This is a genomic window from Burkholderia sp. ZZQ-2, from assembly GCF_050768715.1.
Taxonomy (GTDB): Bacteria; Pseudomonadota; Gammaproteobacteria; order Burkholderiales; family Burkholderiaceae; genus Burkholderia; species Burkholderia cepacia.
Window position 1 is genome coordinate 1 of record NZ_LDVA01000273.1, and the last position, 15,759, is coordinate 15,759.

The 15,759-nt window shown below is 68.7% G+C and carries 13 protein-coding genes; 7 read left to right on the forward strand and 6 right to left on the reverse strand.

What is annotated here, in order from left to right; genetic code table 11:
* The first annotated feature begins 102 nt into the window (after positions 1-102).
* A complete protein-coding gene (locus ABY44_RS21055) occupies positions 103-1,371 on the forward strand; it encodes an ATP-grasp domain-containing protein (protein WP_060174399.1) in 1,269 nt (422 codons plus the stop codon).
* A 61-nt stretch (positions 1,372-1,432) separates the two neighbouring features.
* Here the strand turns inward: ABY44_RS21055 and ABY44_RS21060 are convergent, their stop codons facing one another.
* Positions 1,433-2,308, reverse strand: a complete 876-nt coding sequence (locus ABY44_RS21060; protein ID WP_060174400.1) for a LysR family transcriptional regulator — start codon at positions 2,306-2,308, stop codon at positions 1,433-1,435.
* Positions 2,309-2,475: 167 nt separating this feature from the next.
* On the opposite strand from ABY44_RS21060, the gene ABY44_RS21065 reads away from it, so the two are divergent.
* Both ABY44_RS21065 and ABY44_RS21070 read left to right on the forward strand, forming a co-directional pair.
* Positions 2,476-3,420, forward strand: a complete 945-nt coding sequence (locus tag ABY44_RS21065) for a hypothetical protein (protein ID WP_059855770.1) — start codon at positions 2,476-2,478, stop codon at positions 3,418-3,420.
* Between the two features lie 42 nt (positions 3,421-3,462).
* Positions 3,463-4,692 (forward strand): ATP-grasp domain-containing protein, encoded by a 1,230-nt coding sequence (locus ABY44_RS21070; RefSeq protein WP_431641808.1) that lies wholly within the window; start codon positions 3,463-3,465, stop codon positions 4,690-4,692.
* Between the two features lie 211 nt (positions 4,693-4,903).
* Here ABY44_RS21070 and ABY44_RS21075 read toward each other — a convergent pair whose 3' ends face one another.
* A complete protein-coding gene (locus tag ABY44_RS21075; RefSeq protein ID WP_230948778.1) occupies positions 4,904-5,479 on the reverse strand; it encodes a GNAT family N-acetyltransferase in 576 nt (191 codons plus the stop codon).
* Between the two features lie 434 nt (positions 5,480-5,913).
* On the opposite strand from ABY44_RS21075, the gene ABY44_RS21080 reads away from it, so the two are divergent.
* Positions 5,914-7,116, forward strand: coding sequence for an ATP-binding protein (locus tag ABY44_RS21080; RefSeq protein WP_060174401.1), 1,203 nt, complete (start codon positions 5,914-5,916; stop codon positions 7,114-7,116).
* Positions 7,117-7,120: 4 nt separating this feature from the next.
* Positions 7,121-8,824 carry a cobaltochelatase CobT-related protein gene (locus tag ABY44_RS21085; RefSeq protein WP_060174402.1) on the forward strand — a complete coding sequence of 568 codons (1,704 nt, stop codon included), beginning with the start codon at positions 7,121-7,123 and terminating at the stop codon, positions 8,822-8,824.
* Here the strand turns inward: ABY44_RS21085 and ABY44_RS21090 are convergent.
* From ABY44_RS21090 to ABY44_RS21105, 4 genes are all read right to left on the reverse strand, one after another.
* The gene (locus tag ABY44_RS21090) at positions 8,787-10,613 is read right to left on the reverse strand and encodes a histidine kinase (protein WP_060174403.1); all 1,827 of its coding nucleotides are present in this window, start codon (positions 10,611-10,613) and stop codon (positions 8,787-8,789) included. The genes ABY44_RS21085 and ABY44_RS21090 overlap by 38 nt on opposite strands.
* Positions 10,614-10,691: 78 nt before the next feature.
* Positions 10,692-12,110 carry an HD domain-containing phosphohydrolase gene (locus ABY44_RS21095; protein ID WP_060174404.1) on the reverse strand — a complete coding sequence of 473 codons (1,419 nt, stop codon included), beginning with the start codon at positions 12,108-12,110 and terminating at the stop codon, positions 10,692-10,694.
* 137 nt (positions 12,111-12,247) lie between these two features.
* Positions 12,248-12,697 carry a GNAT family N-acetyltransferase gene (locus ABY44_RS21100; protein WP_060174405.1) on the reverse strand — a complete coding sequence of 150 codons (450 nt, stop codon included), beginning with the start codon at positions 12,695-12,697 and terminating at the stop codon, positions 12,248-12,250.
* A 92-nt stretch (positions 12,698-12,789) separates the two neighbouring features.
* Positions 12,790-13,329, reverse strand: coding sequence for a tetratricopeptide repeat protein (locus tag ABY44_RS21105; protein ID WP_230949280.1), 540 nt, complete (start codon positions 13,327-13,329; stop codon positions 12,790-12,792).
* Between the two features lie 184 nt (positions 13,330-13,513).
* On the opposite strand from ABY44_RS21105, the gene ABY44_RS21110 reads away from it, so the two are divergent.
* Together ABY44_RS21110 and ABY44_RS21115 are read left to right on the forward strand one after the other, a co-directional pair.
* Positions 13,514-14,833 (forward strand): hypothetical protein, encoded by a 1,320-nt coding sequence (locus ABY44_RS21110; RefSeq protein WP_155638001.1) that lies wholly within the window; start codon positions 13,514-13,516, stop codon positions 14,831-14,833.
* Positions 14,834-14,844: 11 nt separating this feature from the next.
* Positions 14,845-15,468: an ABC transporter ATP-binding protein gene (locus ABY44_RS21115; protein ID WP_060174407.1), complete on the forward strand. Its 624-nt coding sequence runs from the start codon at positions 14,845-14,847 to the stop codon at positions 15,466-15,468.
* Positions 15,469-15,759: the final 291 nt, after the last annotated feature.

The window sequence follows — 15,759 nt, forward strand, 5'->3', positions numbered from 1 at the left end:
CTGGCCGCACGCTGGCCCGGCGATGCGCCCGAACCCGGCACGCGGGCCTGATCCCGCACCGGCCGCCTCCTTCAACCGATCCCACAGCCCAGCGAGGAATCCATGCCGCATCGTTTCATCGATACCGTCCTGATCGTCGACGGCGCGTCGACAGCCGCCTATCTGGCGCCCGCGTTTCGCGCCTACGGCATCCGTTGCGCGCACGTGATCAGCGACCCCGATCTGCCGGAGATCTACCGGAACCAGTTCGTCCCGTCCGACTACATCCGCCAGGTCCAGCATCGCGGCGACCTCGACGCAACGCTCGCGCAGCTGGCCGACCTGCGGATCGGCGCGGTGCTGCACGGCCTCGACGCGGCGCTCGAACTGGCCGACACGCTGGCCGAGCGGCTCGACGTGCCGTACCGCAATCCGCTCGCGACCTCGGCCGCGCGCCGCGACAAGTACGCGATGAACGAGCGCATCCGCCAGGCCGGCCTGCGCGCACCGGCCCACTTCCACAGCACGTCGGTCGACGCCACGCTCGATTGGGCGCGCGCGCACGGCAGGCTGCCGCTCGTGGTGAAGCCGGCCCGCAGCGCGGGCGTGGCCGGCGTGAAGATCTGCCGGACACTCGACCAGGTCGAGGCCGCCGCACGCGACGTGCTCGCCACCCGTTCGCTCTACAACCAGCCGAACGACGACATCGTGATCCAGAGTTATTCGGAGGGGCAGGAATACATCGTCGATTCGGTGTCCTTCGAAGGCCGCCATCGGGTGGTCAGCCTGTGGGAAGTGCACCGCGACCGCACGCATGCACCACGGCTCGACAAGATGCTGGTACTGAATCACGCCGACCCGCGTTACGCGCCGCTGCTCGACTACGCGGCCGACGTGCTCGACGCGCTGGAAGTCCGCTTCGGGCCGACCCATCTCGAACTGTTCGATACGGCCGACGGCCCGACGATCGTCGAGCTGAACGCGCGGCTGCACGGCAGCCTCGATCCGCGGCTGACGAGCGCGGTCAGCGGCGAGAACCATGTATCGGCCGCCGTCGAGGCCGTGCTGCATCCGGAGCGGCTGTTCGGCGAAGCCGCCGCGCCGACGGATTTCCGCGGTTACTGCGGGCACGTGCTGCTGCTGTCGTCGCGCAACGGCGTGCTCCGGCAGGACTTCACCTGGCAGGCGATCCAGGCGCTGCCGTCGTTCGTCGGGCTCAAGCAATGGGCCAAGGTGGGCGACACGCTGCGCGTGACGACCGACCTGCAGACGGCGCTCGGCACGGTCGGCCTCTACAGCCCGACGTTCGAGCGCCTGCTCGAGGATTGCCGGCGCATCCGCGAGATCGAGGCCGATTTCTTCGCGGACGAACGGGCGGTCGAGTCGGCCTAGTGTCTCCGCGTGGTGCGATCGGCGCCGCGCATGCGGTGCGGTGCGCTTGCGTTGTACTCCGCTAACGCGCGAGCAGCGCGCCCGCCTGCCGGCCGAGCACCGCGCGCAATGCGTCGAGCTCGGGCAGCGCGGGCGCTTCTTCGGGCGTGACGAGATAGGTCGTCACGTTGTCGAGATCGTCGAACGCGTGCGTCCGCAGCTCCTTGCGCGCCACGTGCTCGGTCGTGATCCGCTTCGGCAGGATCGCGACGCCCATGCCGGCTGCCACGCAGCCGAGGATCGCGCCGAACGTGCCGAACGACGCCACCGACCCGATCGCGATGCCGCGCGCCTTCAGCCAGTGCTCCGCGACCGCGCGATACGGACAGCCGTCGTGAAACGCGAGCAGCCGCACCGTGTTGTCGGCCAGCACCTGCCGCCGCGTGACGCTGGCCGCGCTCACCAGCACCATCTCTTCGGCGAACGCCGGCTCGTAGCGCAACCCGGGCCGGACGACCGCGCGCGCGGTCAGTGCGGCGTCGATCCGGCCGCGCAGCAGCGCGTCGGCCAGATCCGGCTCGCTGCCGATCTGCACCGTGAGGCCGAGCGCCGGATCGTGCGCCTTCAACGCGGCGGCGAGCGCCGGCAGCCGCGTGGCCGCCGTGCTTTCCATCGAACCGAGCCGGAAGCTGCGCGCGACCGGCGTCTCGCGCACCACCTGCGTCGCTTCGTCGACGAGGCGCAGGATGCGGTCGCAATACGGAATCAGCCGGCGCCCCGCGTCGTTCAGCACCAGCCGCTTGCCGTGCCGGTCGAACAGCGGCGCGTCGAGCGACTCCTCGAGCTGGCGCAGGCGCGCGGTGACGTTCGACTGCGTGCAGCCGAGCCGTTCGGCCGCGCGCAGCGCGCTGCCTTCCTGAACGACGGCCCGGAAGGTTTCGAGCAGAGGAATGTTCATATCACTATCTCTTGTTACCGATGCAGTTTATATCATTTTACTTCGCCAATAATCGGGAATAGCCTGACGGATATCCCGTACCGGCCCGCCCCCTTTCGAGGAAACCGCATGCCATCCGCCGCCTGCCCCGGCTTCGCCGCCGTTCACCACCGGCCCGAGGCGCCCCCGTGCGCACGCTGATTGCCGCGCTGGTGCGGCGCGGCCCGACGGTGCTCGCGGGCGGCGTCGGCCTCGGGCTGCTGGTGCCGCCGCTCGCGGACCTCGCGCGGCCGCTGATGCCTGTCACCGTGTTCCTGTTCGTGCTCGGCACGCTGCTGCGCGTCGAGCCGAGCGCCGTGCGCGCGGTCGCGCGGCGGCCGGCCGTGTCATTGCTGCTGCCCGCCGCGACGATGATCGCGTGCCCTGTCGCGCTCGGCATCGCCGCGCGGCTCGCCGGCATGCCGTACGACTGGGTGGTCGCGCTCGTGATCGCGTACTGCGCGCCGCCGTCGAGCGGCACGTCGACGATCGCGCGGATGCTGTCGCTCGACGCCAGCGTCGCGCTCGTCGCGACCCTCGCGTCGATGGTGTTCGTCCCGCTCACCGCGCCGCTGCTAACGGCCTGGTTCAGCCACGATGCGGCCGTGTCGATCTCGCCGTTGAATCTCGCGTTGCGGCTCGCGCTGCTGATCGGCAGCGCCGAGGGCGTTGCGCTGCTCGTGCGGCGGTTCGCGGGGTCCCGGCTCGACCGCTATGCGACGCCGATCGATGCGACCGTCGTCGCCGCGCTGCTGGTGTTCGCGCTCGGCACGATGGCCGGCATGCAGCAATCGATCATCGACGCGCCGCACCGCGCGTTGACCGCGATCGCACTCGCGTTCGCCGTCAACGCGGGCTTCCAGATCATCGCGTACGGGCTCACGCCCGGCGACGTCCGCACACGGCTCAATGTCGCGCTGATCGTCGCCAATCGCAACGTCGGCCTGATGTGGGCCGCGCTCGGGCTCGCCGCGACGCCCACCATGGCGCTCGTGTTCACGTGCGCGCAGTTGCCGATCTACACGCTCCCGCGCGTCGTCCAGCATCTGCTGCCGCGCCTCGAGGCACAGCGCCTGCGCCGGCGCGCACGTTGACCGGCACGCAATGCCCCCTTCTTCACCGATCAAGGATCCAGCATGAAGCGACTCATCGTGATCGGCGCACGCGCCACCGGCAGCAGCCTCGCGCTCGTGCGCGGCGCGCTCGCCCGCCAGGCGGCCGTGACCGTCATCACCGCGCCCGGTCACAGTCTGGACGGCGTCTTTCCGGACGGCGTCGAGACGATCCATCTCGAACCCGATGCCGCACTGCTCGCCGGCTGGCTGCGCGCGCGTTATCCGGACGAGATCGACACGCTGCGCGTGACGACCGCGCACGACACCTATGCGCGCACCGCCGCATCGGTCGCCTACGCGCTCGGCCTGCCCGGCCCCGATGCGCGCCACGTCGCGCACGCGGTGTCGAAGTCGAACCAGAAGGCACTGCTCGCCGCGCACGGCATCCCGGCCGCGCAATTCGTCACGGGCACGCTGGCCGCGCCGGCGGCACTCGCAGCCGCGGCCGCTCCGCTGCGTTTCCCGGTCGTCGTCAAGCCGTCGGAAGGCTCGGCGAGCGACGGCGTGCGGCGCTGCGAGGACATCGCCGACGTGCGCGCTCAACTCGACGCGCTCGCCGCCGCTCGAGCCGCCGCTCGAGCCGATACACAGGCGCTTGCGACCGAGCGCATCGTGATCGAGGAATTCCTGGGCGGCAGCGAATACTGCGTCGAGTATTTCGACGGGCGCTATGTCGGCGCGATGCGCAAGCTGAAGCGGCATGGCGCCGGCTTTCTCGAACGCGGCTATACGTCCGAACTCGATCTCGACACGCCGACGCTGCGCGCGCTGATCGACGTCGGTACGCGCGCAACGGCGGCCGCCGGGCTGACATGGGGGCCGGTGCACCTCGACTGCATCGTGCACGACGGCGTGCCGCACGTGATCGAACTGAATCCGCGCATCGCCGGCAGCTTCATCTGCGACATCGTGCGCGACGGCTACGGCTTCGACGTGGCCGAAGCGTTGCTCGACAAGCTCGACGGGCGCCCGGTCGCGATTCCCGAGCGGTTCGAACCGCTCGCGTATGCGCGCGCCGAATTCCTGCTCGACAGCGACCCCGGCGCATGGCGTTTCGCGCAGGCGGGCGAGATCCGCGACGGCACGGTCACGATCAGCTACGGGCCGCAGGTGTTGCCCGATCGCGAGCGGCGGGCGTTTCTTTATGTGCGGGTTGCGCTGCCGGTTACGCACGATGTGCGCGAGACGCCCGCGCATCCCGGCTCGTCGGCCCACCGGGCGTCTGTCGCACCACCGGCCGTTTCCGGCTGACCGGCACGCGCGTTCAAACCGTCATCACACTGGAAACCGGGGGCGGCAAATCGGAATCGGCCACCCGTCCACATCACGCCGCGCGGAAACGGGCGAATATAACGAGGCGGATTCGGCAAAGCTACACTGCCGACCGGTACCGCAGCCTTTTCACGGGCGGCGCATCGAGCGTCGGCTGATGCGTCGCATGCGAAGCGGCTGACCCGCACCGTCACAGATTGCGCCCCAACAACTGCCCCGGCCACCCGTCGACGTCGAAGGTCGACAGCCGCTCATACCCGCAGGACTCGTAGAAGCGCACCAGCGCGCCGGTCCCGCCCCCATAACAATCCACCCGCAAGCGCTGCACCCCGGCAGCCCGGGCGCGCTCATCCGCAAAGGCCATGAGCCGCCGGCCGACACCACGCGCCCGCGCATCGCGCGACGCAACCAGCACTCTCACGTAGATTTCCGGCTCGATCGCGGGCGGCACGTAGGGCATCGATTCGCCCAGGATCAAGGCGCCCAGGATGCGGCCGTCGGGCGATTCCGCCACCCACGCGTCGGGCAGCGCACAGGCTTCCGTCACGAGCGCAATCCGCTTCGGTTGCGTCGACCAGGGCTCGCGCCCCCATTGCCCGTCGTTGCCGATGTCGACGAACCACGCAATCACTTCATCGAAGATCTCCAGCACGGCCGGCGCATCCAGCGCGCTGGCACGTCGGATCACCCGCTCGTTCGTTCCTGTCACCGTCACGTTCAACACTCCTTCGCCGGCATCGACGACCGGCGCATGGTTGGATGTCACGCCGGGCTACCCGGGGAGGCACGATGGGAGCCTGGCGATCAAGCCTGCTACGGTACTGAAATTCCACCCCGTTGATCAAGGCGTGACGGCCCACGATCCAACGTGACGGGTTGGCTTCGTCGCACGCCCCGGAGGTCGGCGTCAGGCGAGGTGTCGAGCGACGATGACGCGCATGGAGGTTGCCGACGGACTGCAACGCGTCGCGGCATTGCAGATGGATCGGCACAGTAAAAGCGGTTCGATTCCGTCGCGAGGGTGCCGAGAGATCATGCTGCGGCGCATTACACCTGGCCGTCACGTGATGACGGCAGGCCGACGCGCCGCATCGAAACGAAACGATTCCCGCGCGCATGTCGCCCTTCGCGGCAAAAATATACAATCGTCGCGATGCATCGAAGGCATGAAGCGCCGGCCGCCCACTCTCACTCGCCACCATGAACGCACCCGCTGACCCCACTCCCTCCGCCCCGTCGGTACTCGGCGTCTATCGGCAACTGGCGGACCCGTCCGCCGGGCAATGGATCGTCAGCCGCTCCGAACGCGCGCACATGTACCGCATCCAGCATCATCGTCCCGACGGCAGCACGTCGGTCGATACGGTCGTCGACGCGGACAACCTCGATGCGAAGCTGCACAAGTGGATCCAGGAAGGTTTCGTCCGGCGCGAAACGGGCGACCATGCGGCCACCGCGCATCGCGACCGGTTCATGCAGGACCTCCGACACGCGCACGCATCGCGACCGGCGGCCACCGGCGATGCGGCGCACGTCGTGCAGGTGGGCGGCGTGCCGATGCCGCGCGGCCCGGGCGGGCCGCTCGTGCCGCCCCGGAACCCCGCCTACCTGTTCACCGCGCGCGCGACGGACGTGCTGGAAGACATCGTCGAGAACCGCCGCATCCTGTTGATCGGCCACACCGGCACCGGCAAGACGAGCCTGATCGAGCAGGCCGCCGCGCTGGCCGGCCACGGCGTGCTGCGCTCGAACATGAACGGGCAGACGACGGTCGGCGACTTCGTCGGGTTCTGGACCGTCAAGGGCGGCGAGACCCGCTGGGTCGACGGCGTGCTGCCGACCGCGATGCGCGAAGGGCTGTGGCTCATCGTCGACGAGATCGACTTCGCGGAACCGGCCATCCTCGCGGTGCTCACCGCCGTGCTCGAACCGGCCGGACGCCTGTTGCTGAAGGAGAAAGGCAACGAGATCGTCGTCCCGCATCCGTCGTTCCGGCTGTTCGCGACCGCCAACGCGGCGGGCGCGATGGGGCAGTTCCGCCACCTGTACCAGGGCGCCAACGTGATGAACGAGGCGTTTCTCGACCGCTGGCGCGTGTACCGCCTCGACTACCTGCCGCCGTCCGACGAGGCGCGCGTGCTGCAGCGCACGTTCGGCGCGGCCATGACCGAGGCGATGGCCGGCACGCTCGCGGCGATCGCGGCGGACTGCCGCGCCGCGTTCGTCCGCGAGGATCTGGCCAGCGCGTTCTCGACACGGCGCCTGATCGACTGGGCCGACCTGATGCTGCGCACCGGCGATCCCGAAGCGGCCGCCGGCCCGACGATCTATGCGAAGGTCGGCGCGGAAGACGCCGACCTGATCCGCAGCATCATTCGCCACTACATCGACGTCGGGGCCTGACGCGATGGACCGGGACGACGATGCGCGCGCGCTCCACCTGACCCGGCTGGCCCGCACGCTCGCGCAACGACACGGCATCGAGGTACGGTTCGCGCGCCACGGCCCGCTCGCGCGGCGCGACCTGCTGGTGCTGCCCGACACGCTGCTCGCGGGCGACGTCGACGACGACGCGATCGTCGGCCTCGTCGATCTCTATGCGGCGCGTGTCCGCTTCGGCGCGATCGATGCCGTTGCCGCGCTGGCGTCGCCCGCGGTGCGCGCGATTGCGCAGGCGATCGACGACCGGCGCGCGGCCGGCCGCCTCGTTGCGCGCTATCCCGGCGCGATGACGTTCCTGCGGCAAATGCGGGTGGCGTCGGCCGCCGACACGCTTCGACGATGGCCACGGATGGCGTGGCGCGACAGGCTCGTATGGCGCATCGAGCGCGCGCTGTGGGACGAACCGCCATCTACGATCGAGCGCATCCCGTCGCTCGACGCGACGCTCGCCGCGTCGGACGATCTCGTCGACGAAGCACGCGCCGCGACTTCGACGGCCGACAGCATCCGCGCCGCGCACCGGATCGTCGAGCGCGTCCGCGCGCTGGCCTCGGCCGGTGCGAACAACATGATGTTCACGGCCGATCCGGGCAGCACGGTCGACAGCGACAGCGTCGCCGCCGAATTCGAATCGGACGGACCGGGCTCGGCGGACGATGCACGTGCGCCGGTTTCGGCCGAATCGGGCGCCGGCGCGATCGCCGACACGGAATCGTCCACGGCATCACCGACACCGGGCGATGCGGCACCCGGCACGATCCGCCTGTCCGCGGACCATCGGCCGCTGCTGTCGGTCCCGCTGACCACCGCATTCGACACGGTGACGGACTTCACCGGCAACGGCGACGCGGCGCGCTGGCACCGCCTGCGAAGCGCGGCCCGCGCGCAGACCGAGCCGCTCAAGCTGCGACTCGAACGCGCGTTGAAAGTGGACGAACAGACGCGCTGGAAGCGCGAACAGGAGCGCGGCGAACTCGACCGGATGGCGCTCGCCCGCCTCGTCACGTCGCCCGGCTACCGCACGCCGTTCCGTGTCCGGCGCGCCGCGCCCGGACGCGACGCGGCCGTCGGCCTGCTGATCGATTGCAGCGGGTCGATGGCCGGCAGGAAGATCGAGCTCGCCCGGCTGTGCGCGGCGGCGCTGTGCGATGCGCTGATGCAGCTCGGCTTCGCGTGCGAAGCGCTCGGCTACAGCTCCGTCGAAGACGCCGCGATGCGCGCGCACTACCAGCGCTGGATCGACGCCGGCCGCGACACGTTCGGCTATAACCGCTTCGTCGAACGGCTCGACCTGCGCGTCTACAAGCGGTTCGATTCCGACAACCCGAGCGGCCTCGCGTGCATCGAATGCGGCCACGAGAATCCCGACGGCGAGGCGTTGAGCTGGGCCGCCGAACGGCTGCTGGCGCAGCGTGCGCGGCGGCGGATCCTGATGGTGCTGTCGGACGGTTATCCGGCAACCGGCGACGGCAACCCGGCGATCCTGCGCACCGACCTGCGCGCACGCGTCGATGCGTTGCGCGAGCGGCGCGTCGAACTGATCGGCGTCGGGATTCTCGACGATTCGGTCGAAGCGTTCTATCCGGTCAGCAGCGTGGTGGAGCATCTGCACGAGCTGCCGGGCGCGGCGTTCAGTGTCCTGAGCGATACGCTGCTGGACCGGCGCTAACCTCCGCCACGGCCGCAGTCTCGTTCGCGCTTTCGCTCACGCTTTCGTTCGTGTTTCCGCCGGCCCGCCGGATCGGCAGCCGAACGCAGAACGTCGTGCCGCGCCCGGGTTCGCTCGTCACGTCGATGGTGCCGCGATGGCGCTCGACGATCCCGTGCGACACCGACAAGCCGAGCCCCGTGCCCTGCCCGACCGGCTTCGTCGTGAAGAACGGATCGAAGATCCGCCGGACGACATCGGGCGTCATGCCCGTGCCGGTGTCGCTGATCGCGATCGACACCTGCTCGCCGTCGCTCGACGTGCGGATCGTGATCACGCCGCGCTCGGGAATCGCTTGCGCCGCGTTCACCAGCAGGTTCATGAATACCTGGTTCAACTGCGACGGCAGGCATTCGACCTGCGGCACGTCGCCGTAGTCGCGCACGATCTCGGCCTTGTACTTGAGTTCGTTGTGGACGACGTTGAGCGTGCTTTCCAGCCCTGCACGAAGATCGACCACGCTCCACTCGTCGCTGGCCGGGCGCGAGAAATCGCGCAGGTCCTGCACGATGCGCCGCACGCGCAGCGCGCCGTCGATCGACTCGTCGATCAGCGTCGCGATCTCGCCGCGCACGTAGTCGAGGTCCGCCGCGCGGCCCAGTGCCGTCAGCGCATCGCGCGCGGCCGGATCGAGCTGCGGCAGCGCGGCTTCATGCGCGGCGATCACGTCGAGCAGGCTGCGCACCCACGTCTTCAACGTATTGAGGTTCGCGCTGACGAACCCGATCGGATTGTTGATCTCGTGCGCGACACCGGCCGCGAGCTGACCGATCGACGCGAGCTTTTCCGACTGCAGCAGCTGCACGTGGGTTTCCTCGAGCGCATGCAACAGGCGCCGCTGCTCCTCCTTCTCCTGTTCGAGCCGCGCCTGCGCGGCCTTGCGCTCGTCGATCTCGGTCGCCATGTTCTCGCGGGTCCGTTGCAGCATCGCCGTCGTCTGTTCGTAGCGGTGCAGCGCGCGTTCCAGTTCGACGGTGCGCAAGCGCACGAGCCGCTCGAGCGTATCGGTCATCCCGCGCAGGAAGGTTGTGCGCGCATCGAATCGGCTGAGCAACAGCGTGACGACCAGGGTTCCCGTCGTAAACAGCGCGACGGTCGTCGCGAGCCACGGCGTGTCGACTCCGTTCGCGGCCGCGCATCGCGCGTCCGGCGCGAAATGCGCGGCCGCCATCGCCGTGTAGTGCATGCCGGTAATCGCGACGCCCATGACGACGGCCGCGCCGACGCGCTGGGCGGTCGCATGGCGCGCCTGCCGCGCGCGCAGCGCCTGCGCGATCCACAACGCGGCGGTCGACGCGATCACCGCGATGCCGATCGACGCGGCGAACAGCACGGCATCGTAACGAATGCCGGGCGCCATGCGCATCGCGGCCATCCCCGCGTAATGCATGCCGGCGATCCCGCCGCCCATCAGCACGCCCCCCGCGAGCAGCCGCCGCCAGCCCAGCCGCGCGCGCGTGACGACATACAGCGCGAAGTACGACACGAGCACGGCAATCGCCAGCGACGCGCCCGTATCCGGCAACGCGTAGCCGAGCGGAATCGGCAGTGAAAACGCTAGCATGCCGACGAAATGCATCGACCAGATGCCCGTCCCCATCGCCGCCGCGCCGCCGCCCAGCCACATGCGCCTGAGCTTCGGGTTGTCGAGCAGCGAAATGAAGGCGGCGAGGTCGAGTGTCGTATAGGAGGCCAGCGTCGCGATCGCGACCGACAGCAGGACGAGCGGAAGATTGTAGGTGCCGTGCATGATCGAGCGCCCGAATCGAGGTGAGTGCGTTGCCGCGGCGCGCGTGCGCACCGCGGCCGTCAGGCCGCGCGTCCGGGCTCAGGCAGGCGCCGCGCCGGCATTCGGCACGCCCTGCACCGGCTTCGCCGCCTGGCCGGCCAGCACGAGGATGTCGAACGCCGTCCCCTCGCGTGTCTCGAAGCGGCGCACGAGCTCGATCTGGTGTGCGGACATCACGCTGCCCTTGGTCATCAGCAGCACGCCGCGATGCGTGCGCAGATCGTCGGCGAGCTGCATCCCTTCACGCAGCTGCGCAGACTTGATCTCCGCGACGGACGCCGCGATGCCGAGGCTCGCCGGGTCCCGCATCAGTTCGGCCAGGTTTTCGACGATGCGCGGGTCGTAACGCACGCCGGCCTGCGAACGCATTGCGTCGAGCGCCTGCTCGACCGAATGCGGCGCACCGATGTCGCCATTGCGCAGCCCCTCGAAATCGCGTGCGATCGCGACGATCCGCGAGCCGGGCGGGATCGAGTCGCCGGCCAGCCCGTCCGGCGTGCCGCGCCCGTTGAAGCGCTCGTACTGGTGCAGCACGATCGACGCGACCTTGTGCAATTGCGCGACCGGCGTCAGCACCATCTGCGCGCGCAGCGGATGCTGCTGGAACAGGCCGTGCTCTTCCGCCGTCATCCGCGTGAGCGGCTTGTGCAGCAATTCGTCCGGCAGCGACAGCTTGCCGATGCCATGCAGCAGCCCCGCGAAGTAGACGTCCTGCGCATGCAGCTCGCTCATCCCGGAGGCCAGCGCGAGCCGTCGCGCAATCTCGCCGACCCGCATCGCGTGACCGCTGGCCGACCCGCAGCGCATCTCGATCATGCTCGCGCACACCTGGACCATCGCGGTGAAGCTGCTTTTCAGGTCGCGCTGCGCGGCTTCGAGGAACATCACGGTCTGCCCGAGTTCCTCGGTGCGCGCGCGAACCTGCGTTTCGAGTTCCGTGTTGAAACGGCGCAGCGCTTCGTTCTGCGCTTCCGTCAGCGCGGCGAGCCGCGCCGCCTCGTGCCGCAAACGGCGCTGCTCGAGCGCCTGTTCGATGGTCAGCAGCAGGTCGTGATCGTCCCACGGCTTGTTCAGGTAACGATAGACGCCGCCTTCGTTGACGGCCTGCATGACCGACGCGATCTCCGCATAACCGGTCAGCAGGATGCGCATCGTGTCCGGGTAGAGCGCCCGGGCACGGGCCAGGAACTCCGCGCCGCTCATGCCCGGCATCCGCATGTCGGACACGATCAGGTCGACTTCGGTCGACGCCAGCACCTCGAGGGCGGCCTCGCCGCTTTCCGCGGTCAGGATCTCGTAGCCGGCGGGCCGGAACACGCGCCGGAGCGCCGACAGCACGCTCGGCTCGTCGTCGACCAGCAGGATCGACGGCACGCCATCCGCGTCGTCGGATGTCGCTGCCGCCCCGGTCGTTTCAGGCGATACCGCATTCGGTCCGTTTGTTGCAGATGTCGTCATGATTGGCCTCGGATCATGTAGTTATATTCTCTCTGCATCATCGGCATGCGCCGCGCATTCGATATCCGGGAAAACGCTGATGCGCTTACCCGAATCACACCCCGCATGCGTCGTCACGACGCGCGGGCATGTGCGATCTACGCCGTCGCCGAACCCGGTTCGCGCACGTAGTAGATGTCCCACTCCGCTTCGTCGGCCTGCACGAAGCCGTGCCGCGCATAGAAACGGTTCGAATCGCTGCCGCGCAGCGCGCCGACACGCACGGGCACGCGCTGCGCGTCCGCCTCGGCAAAGATCCGTTGCAGCACGGCCGCGCCGATGCCCTTTCCCTGGTGCGCGGGCACGATGTACAGATGGTCGAGCAACCAGTGGTCTTCCTGCGGCCGAACCACGAAGAAACCCGCGTTCACGCCATCGGCTTCGATGAAGCGGCATAACGCCGGGTCGAACGACGCGAGAAAGCGTTCGCGCGCACGCCGCGGATCGAAGCGGCCGATGCGCTCGAGGCTGTCGCGCATCGCGGCGATGCGAATGGCGACCAGCGTTTCGGCATCGGACCGCGTGGCGAGGGGAAAGGTCAGGTTCATGGACAGGTCGTGCACACGTGGAGAAAACGCCCGGCATCGCGGCGCGGCCGCCAAAGCCTGCACGCAATGCCAGCCGGCCCCCACGGCGCGCGTCAGGGCGTCTCGATGCCTTCCGCACGCGTGGCAAGGAATCGCAAGTACCTGGCATCCTCGTCCTCGAACAGCTCCGGCCCGCCCGCCATGTATGCGCGCATCAGTTCGTCGGCCGCGCGGTCGAGATTGCCCAGTTCGAACTGGCACTGGCCGAGCCGCAGGTGCAGGAACGGGTTGCCGATCGCGTTGGGGAAGTGCATCGCCTGGCCGAGATTCTCGCACCCGGCCGCGTAGTCCGCTTGAAGGAAATTCGCGTCGCCGATCGCGGCCATCAACCACGTTCCGGCCTCCCAGTTGGTCTTCGGTTCGGGAAGCAGGTCGAATCCCGCCCGGAATTTCTCCAGTGCGCCTTCGTAGTCGCCGTCTTCCATCAACGCATCGCCCGCGTCGCTCAGCGCGCCGATGCGCTCATACAGCTCGTTGTCCAGTTCCGCCATGTCGAATCCCTGTTCCTGAGTTGAAATCGGCCCGGTGCGGCCGGTGGTTGCGATGCGATCGCGTGTGGTGTGGCGTGCCGTGTTGCGGTCCTGCCCGTTCATCCGCCCGGCATTCGTCCAGCATACCCGAGCCGTATGACGCGCGTGTCTCGACTTGCCGCGCACCTGTCCCGCATCTGCCGAACGATTCGCGTCGGCGTCGTGCGCATGAATCCGCTACGCTCACGGATGCCTCGTGCCACCGTGCCCCGCCCGCCGACGCGGCGATTCGCAGCATCGGTTTCTCATGCGGCACGGTGATCTCGTGCGTCTCGCCCCGGCCGCCAAAGGCGGGGATGGTTGTGCGGCGACGACCACCGTGGCAGGATGCCGGGTTCGTTTGCACGGTGAAAGGGAGCTGGAAGCGATGTTGTCTTGCCGACTGAGGTGGTACGCGCTCGCGACGTCAAACCTGCTGCGCAGGCATTGGCAGGCGCTGCTCCTGCTGGCCATGCTGTTGCTGCCGGCGATGCCGGTGTTTTCGCAGACGCGCATTCTGGGTGCGCCGGTACTCGCGGCGCTGGCACCGTCGCATGGCATCGAATGGCGGTTCGCGTGGGTGCACCTGCTCGAAGCCGTGGGCATCCTGTGGGTGCTGGCGCAGCGTCGTGCCATCACCGGGGGGCCGTTCGCCACCTTCCTCGCGTCCTTGCCCGTCTCCAGCGGCCGCCGTCGCGCCATCGACACGATCGTCGTGATCGTCGCGAGTACGCCGCTGCTGCTGCCCGTGCTCGCCGCCGCCATCGCGCTCGCCTTCCTGCCGCAAAAGGCGATCAACTACCTGTTCGTTCTCGACCTGTTCCTGATCACGCTCGGATGGCAATTGACCGCGCTGTCGCGCAACCTGCGCAATGCAATCGCGTTGATCGTTGCGAATGTCTTCCTGATCGGCGGCTTTCACGCCGAGGGAGCGTTACGTCCCGCGTGGCTGACCGTGGCATTGTTGCTCGCCGCTTTCACGATTGCGCATACGGCCCCTGCGCGGGCCGCCCGTTCGGAAATGCCGGGGGCGTTCTCGCGTCGCATCGCGGATGCGATCCGCGTCCGTGTCCGGAACGGGCTGCCGCCCATCGCGAGGCTGCAGATCGGCATCCTGCGGGATCGCGCCGCGAGCACCGCCGGGCACTGCCTGATGATGGGTGCGGTCACCGCTTCGACATGCTTCCTGCTTGCGCTCTGGGGGTTCGACCACCGCGCCGTTCCGCTGACGCTGATCGCGCAGGCCGTCATCGCGCTGATCGCGGCGACGACGTATCGCGATTTGCAGGCGGCGCACCTGTATGCATCGCACTTCATGCAATCGTTGCCGCTGTCGACCTTCGCGAAGCGCCGAGCCGACTGTCTGACCGTTGCCGCGCTGGCGCTGCCGTTCGCCGCCGTCGCCCCGCTGTTGCTGGTGACGCACGGCGTGCTGTCATCGCAGATGGCGGCGGCGCTCGTGTGCTCGGGCGCACCGCTCGTCGCATTACACTATCTGCCGCAACGCTACGCGTCCCGACAATCCGTGTTGCTGGGCATCGCGCTGACCGTAGTCTGGGTCACGCTGGCCTGGCAAGTTTTCGTTTGATTACCCGATCCATGCTCCGCTTCGACAATCTCGGCAAGCGCTTCGACAAGCGCGTCATCTTCCAAGGGCTCAACTTCGCATCCGGCGCCGGGTGCGTGGCGCTGTGCGACGAAAACGGCAGCGGCAAATCGACGTTGCTCGGCATTCTCGCCGGCACGATCGACGCGGACGAAGGCGAAGTCTGGCTCGGCGGCCATTCCCTGCGCACCGCGCCGCTCGCGGCGAAATCCGCGCTGGCCTATGTACCCGACGATTGCCTGACGTATCCGTTCCAGACCGGACGCGCGTTTCTCGATCTCGTGGCCGCGGCCAAGAAAACCGTCGTCGACACCCGCACCCTCGAACTGGCCGATCGATTCGGGCTCGCCCCGCATATGGACAAGCGCTTCGAGCAGATGTCGCTCGGCACGCGCAAGAAACTGTTCCTGACGGCGACGACACTCGGCGCGCCCACCGTCGTGATCGCCGACGAACCGGGCAACGGGCTCGACGCCGCGTCGCGTGCGGTGCTCGTCGACTTGTTCAGGACGTTGGCCGCGGACCGTGCCGTCTTTTTTTCGAGTCACGACCTGGCGCTGGCGCGTGCATGCGACGCAAGGATCACCGGTTTCGCGGAACTGGGAGCGGCTGGATAGGCGACATCGTCACGCGCAGTCGTGTGGGAACCACCGGCGCGGCTGCGTGACATGCGGAACGGAGAGGAGAGGCGCCGGTACCGTTTGCGGCAAGCTGCGGTATCGGCGGCTGGCGAGGATCTGGTGCCTGATTCGTGCGGATAAGTGCGATAGCACGTTCACACGGGACAGCGGTCGACCAGCATCATTCCGGCGGCCGGCCAGGCTCCGGCAATCGTCACGCCGATGATGGAGCCGCCGCCCGCTCCAACGGCATCATTCGCATGGTTCGTCGATCCGCGCACCGACGAT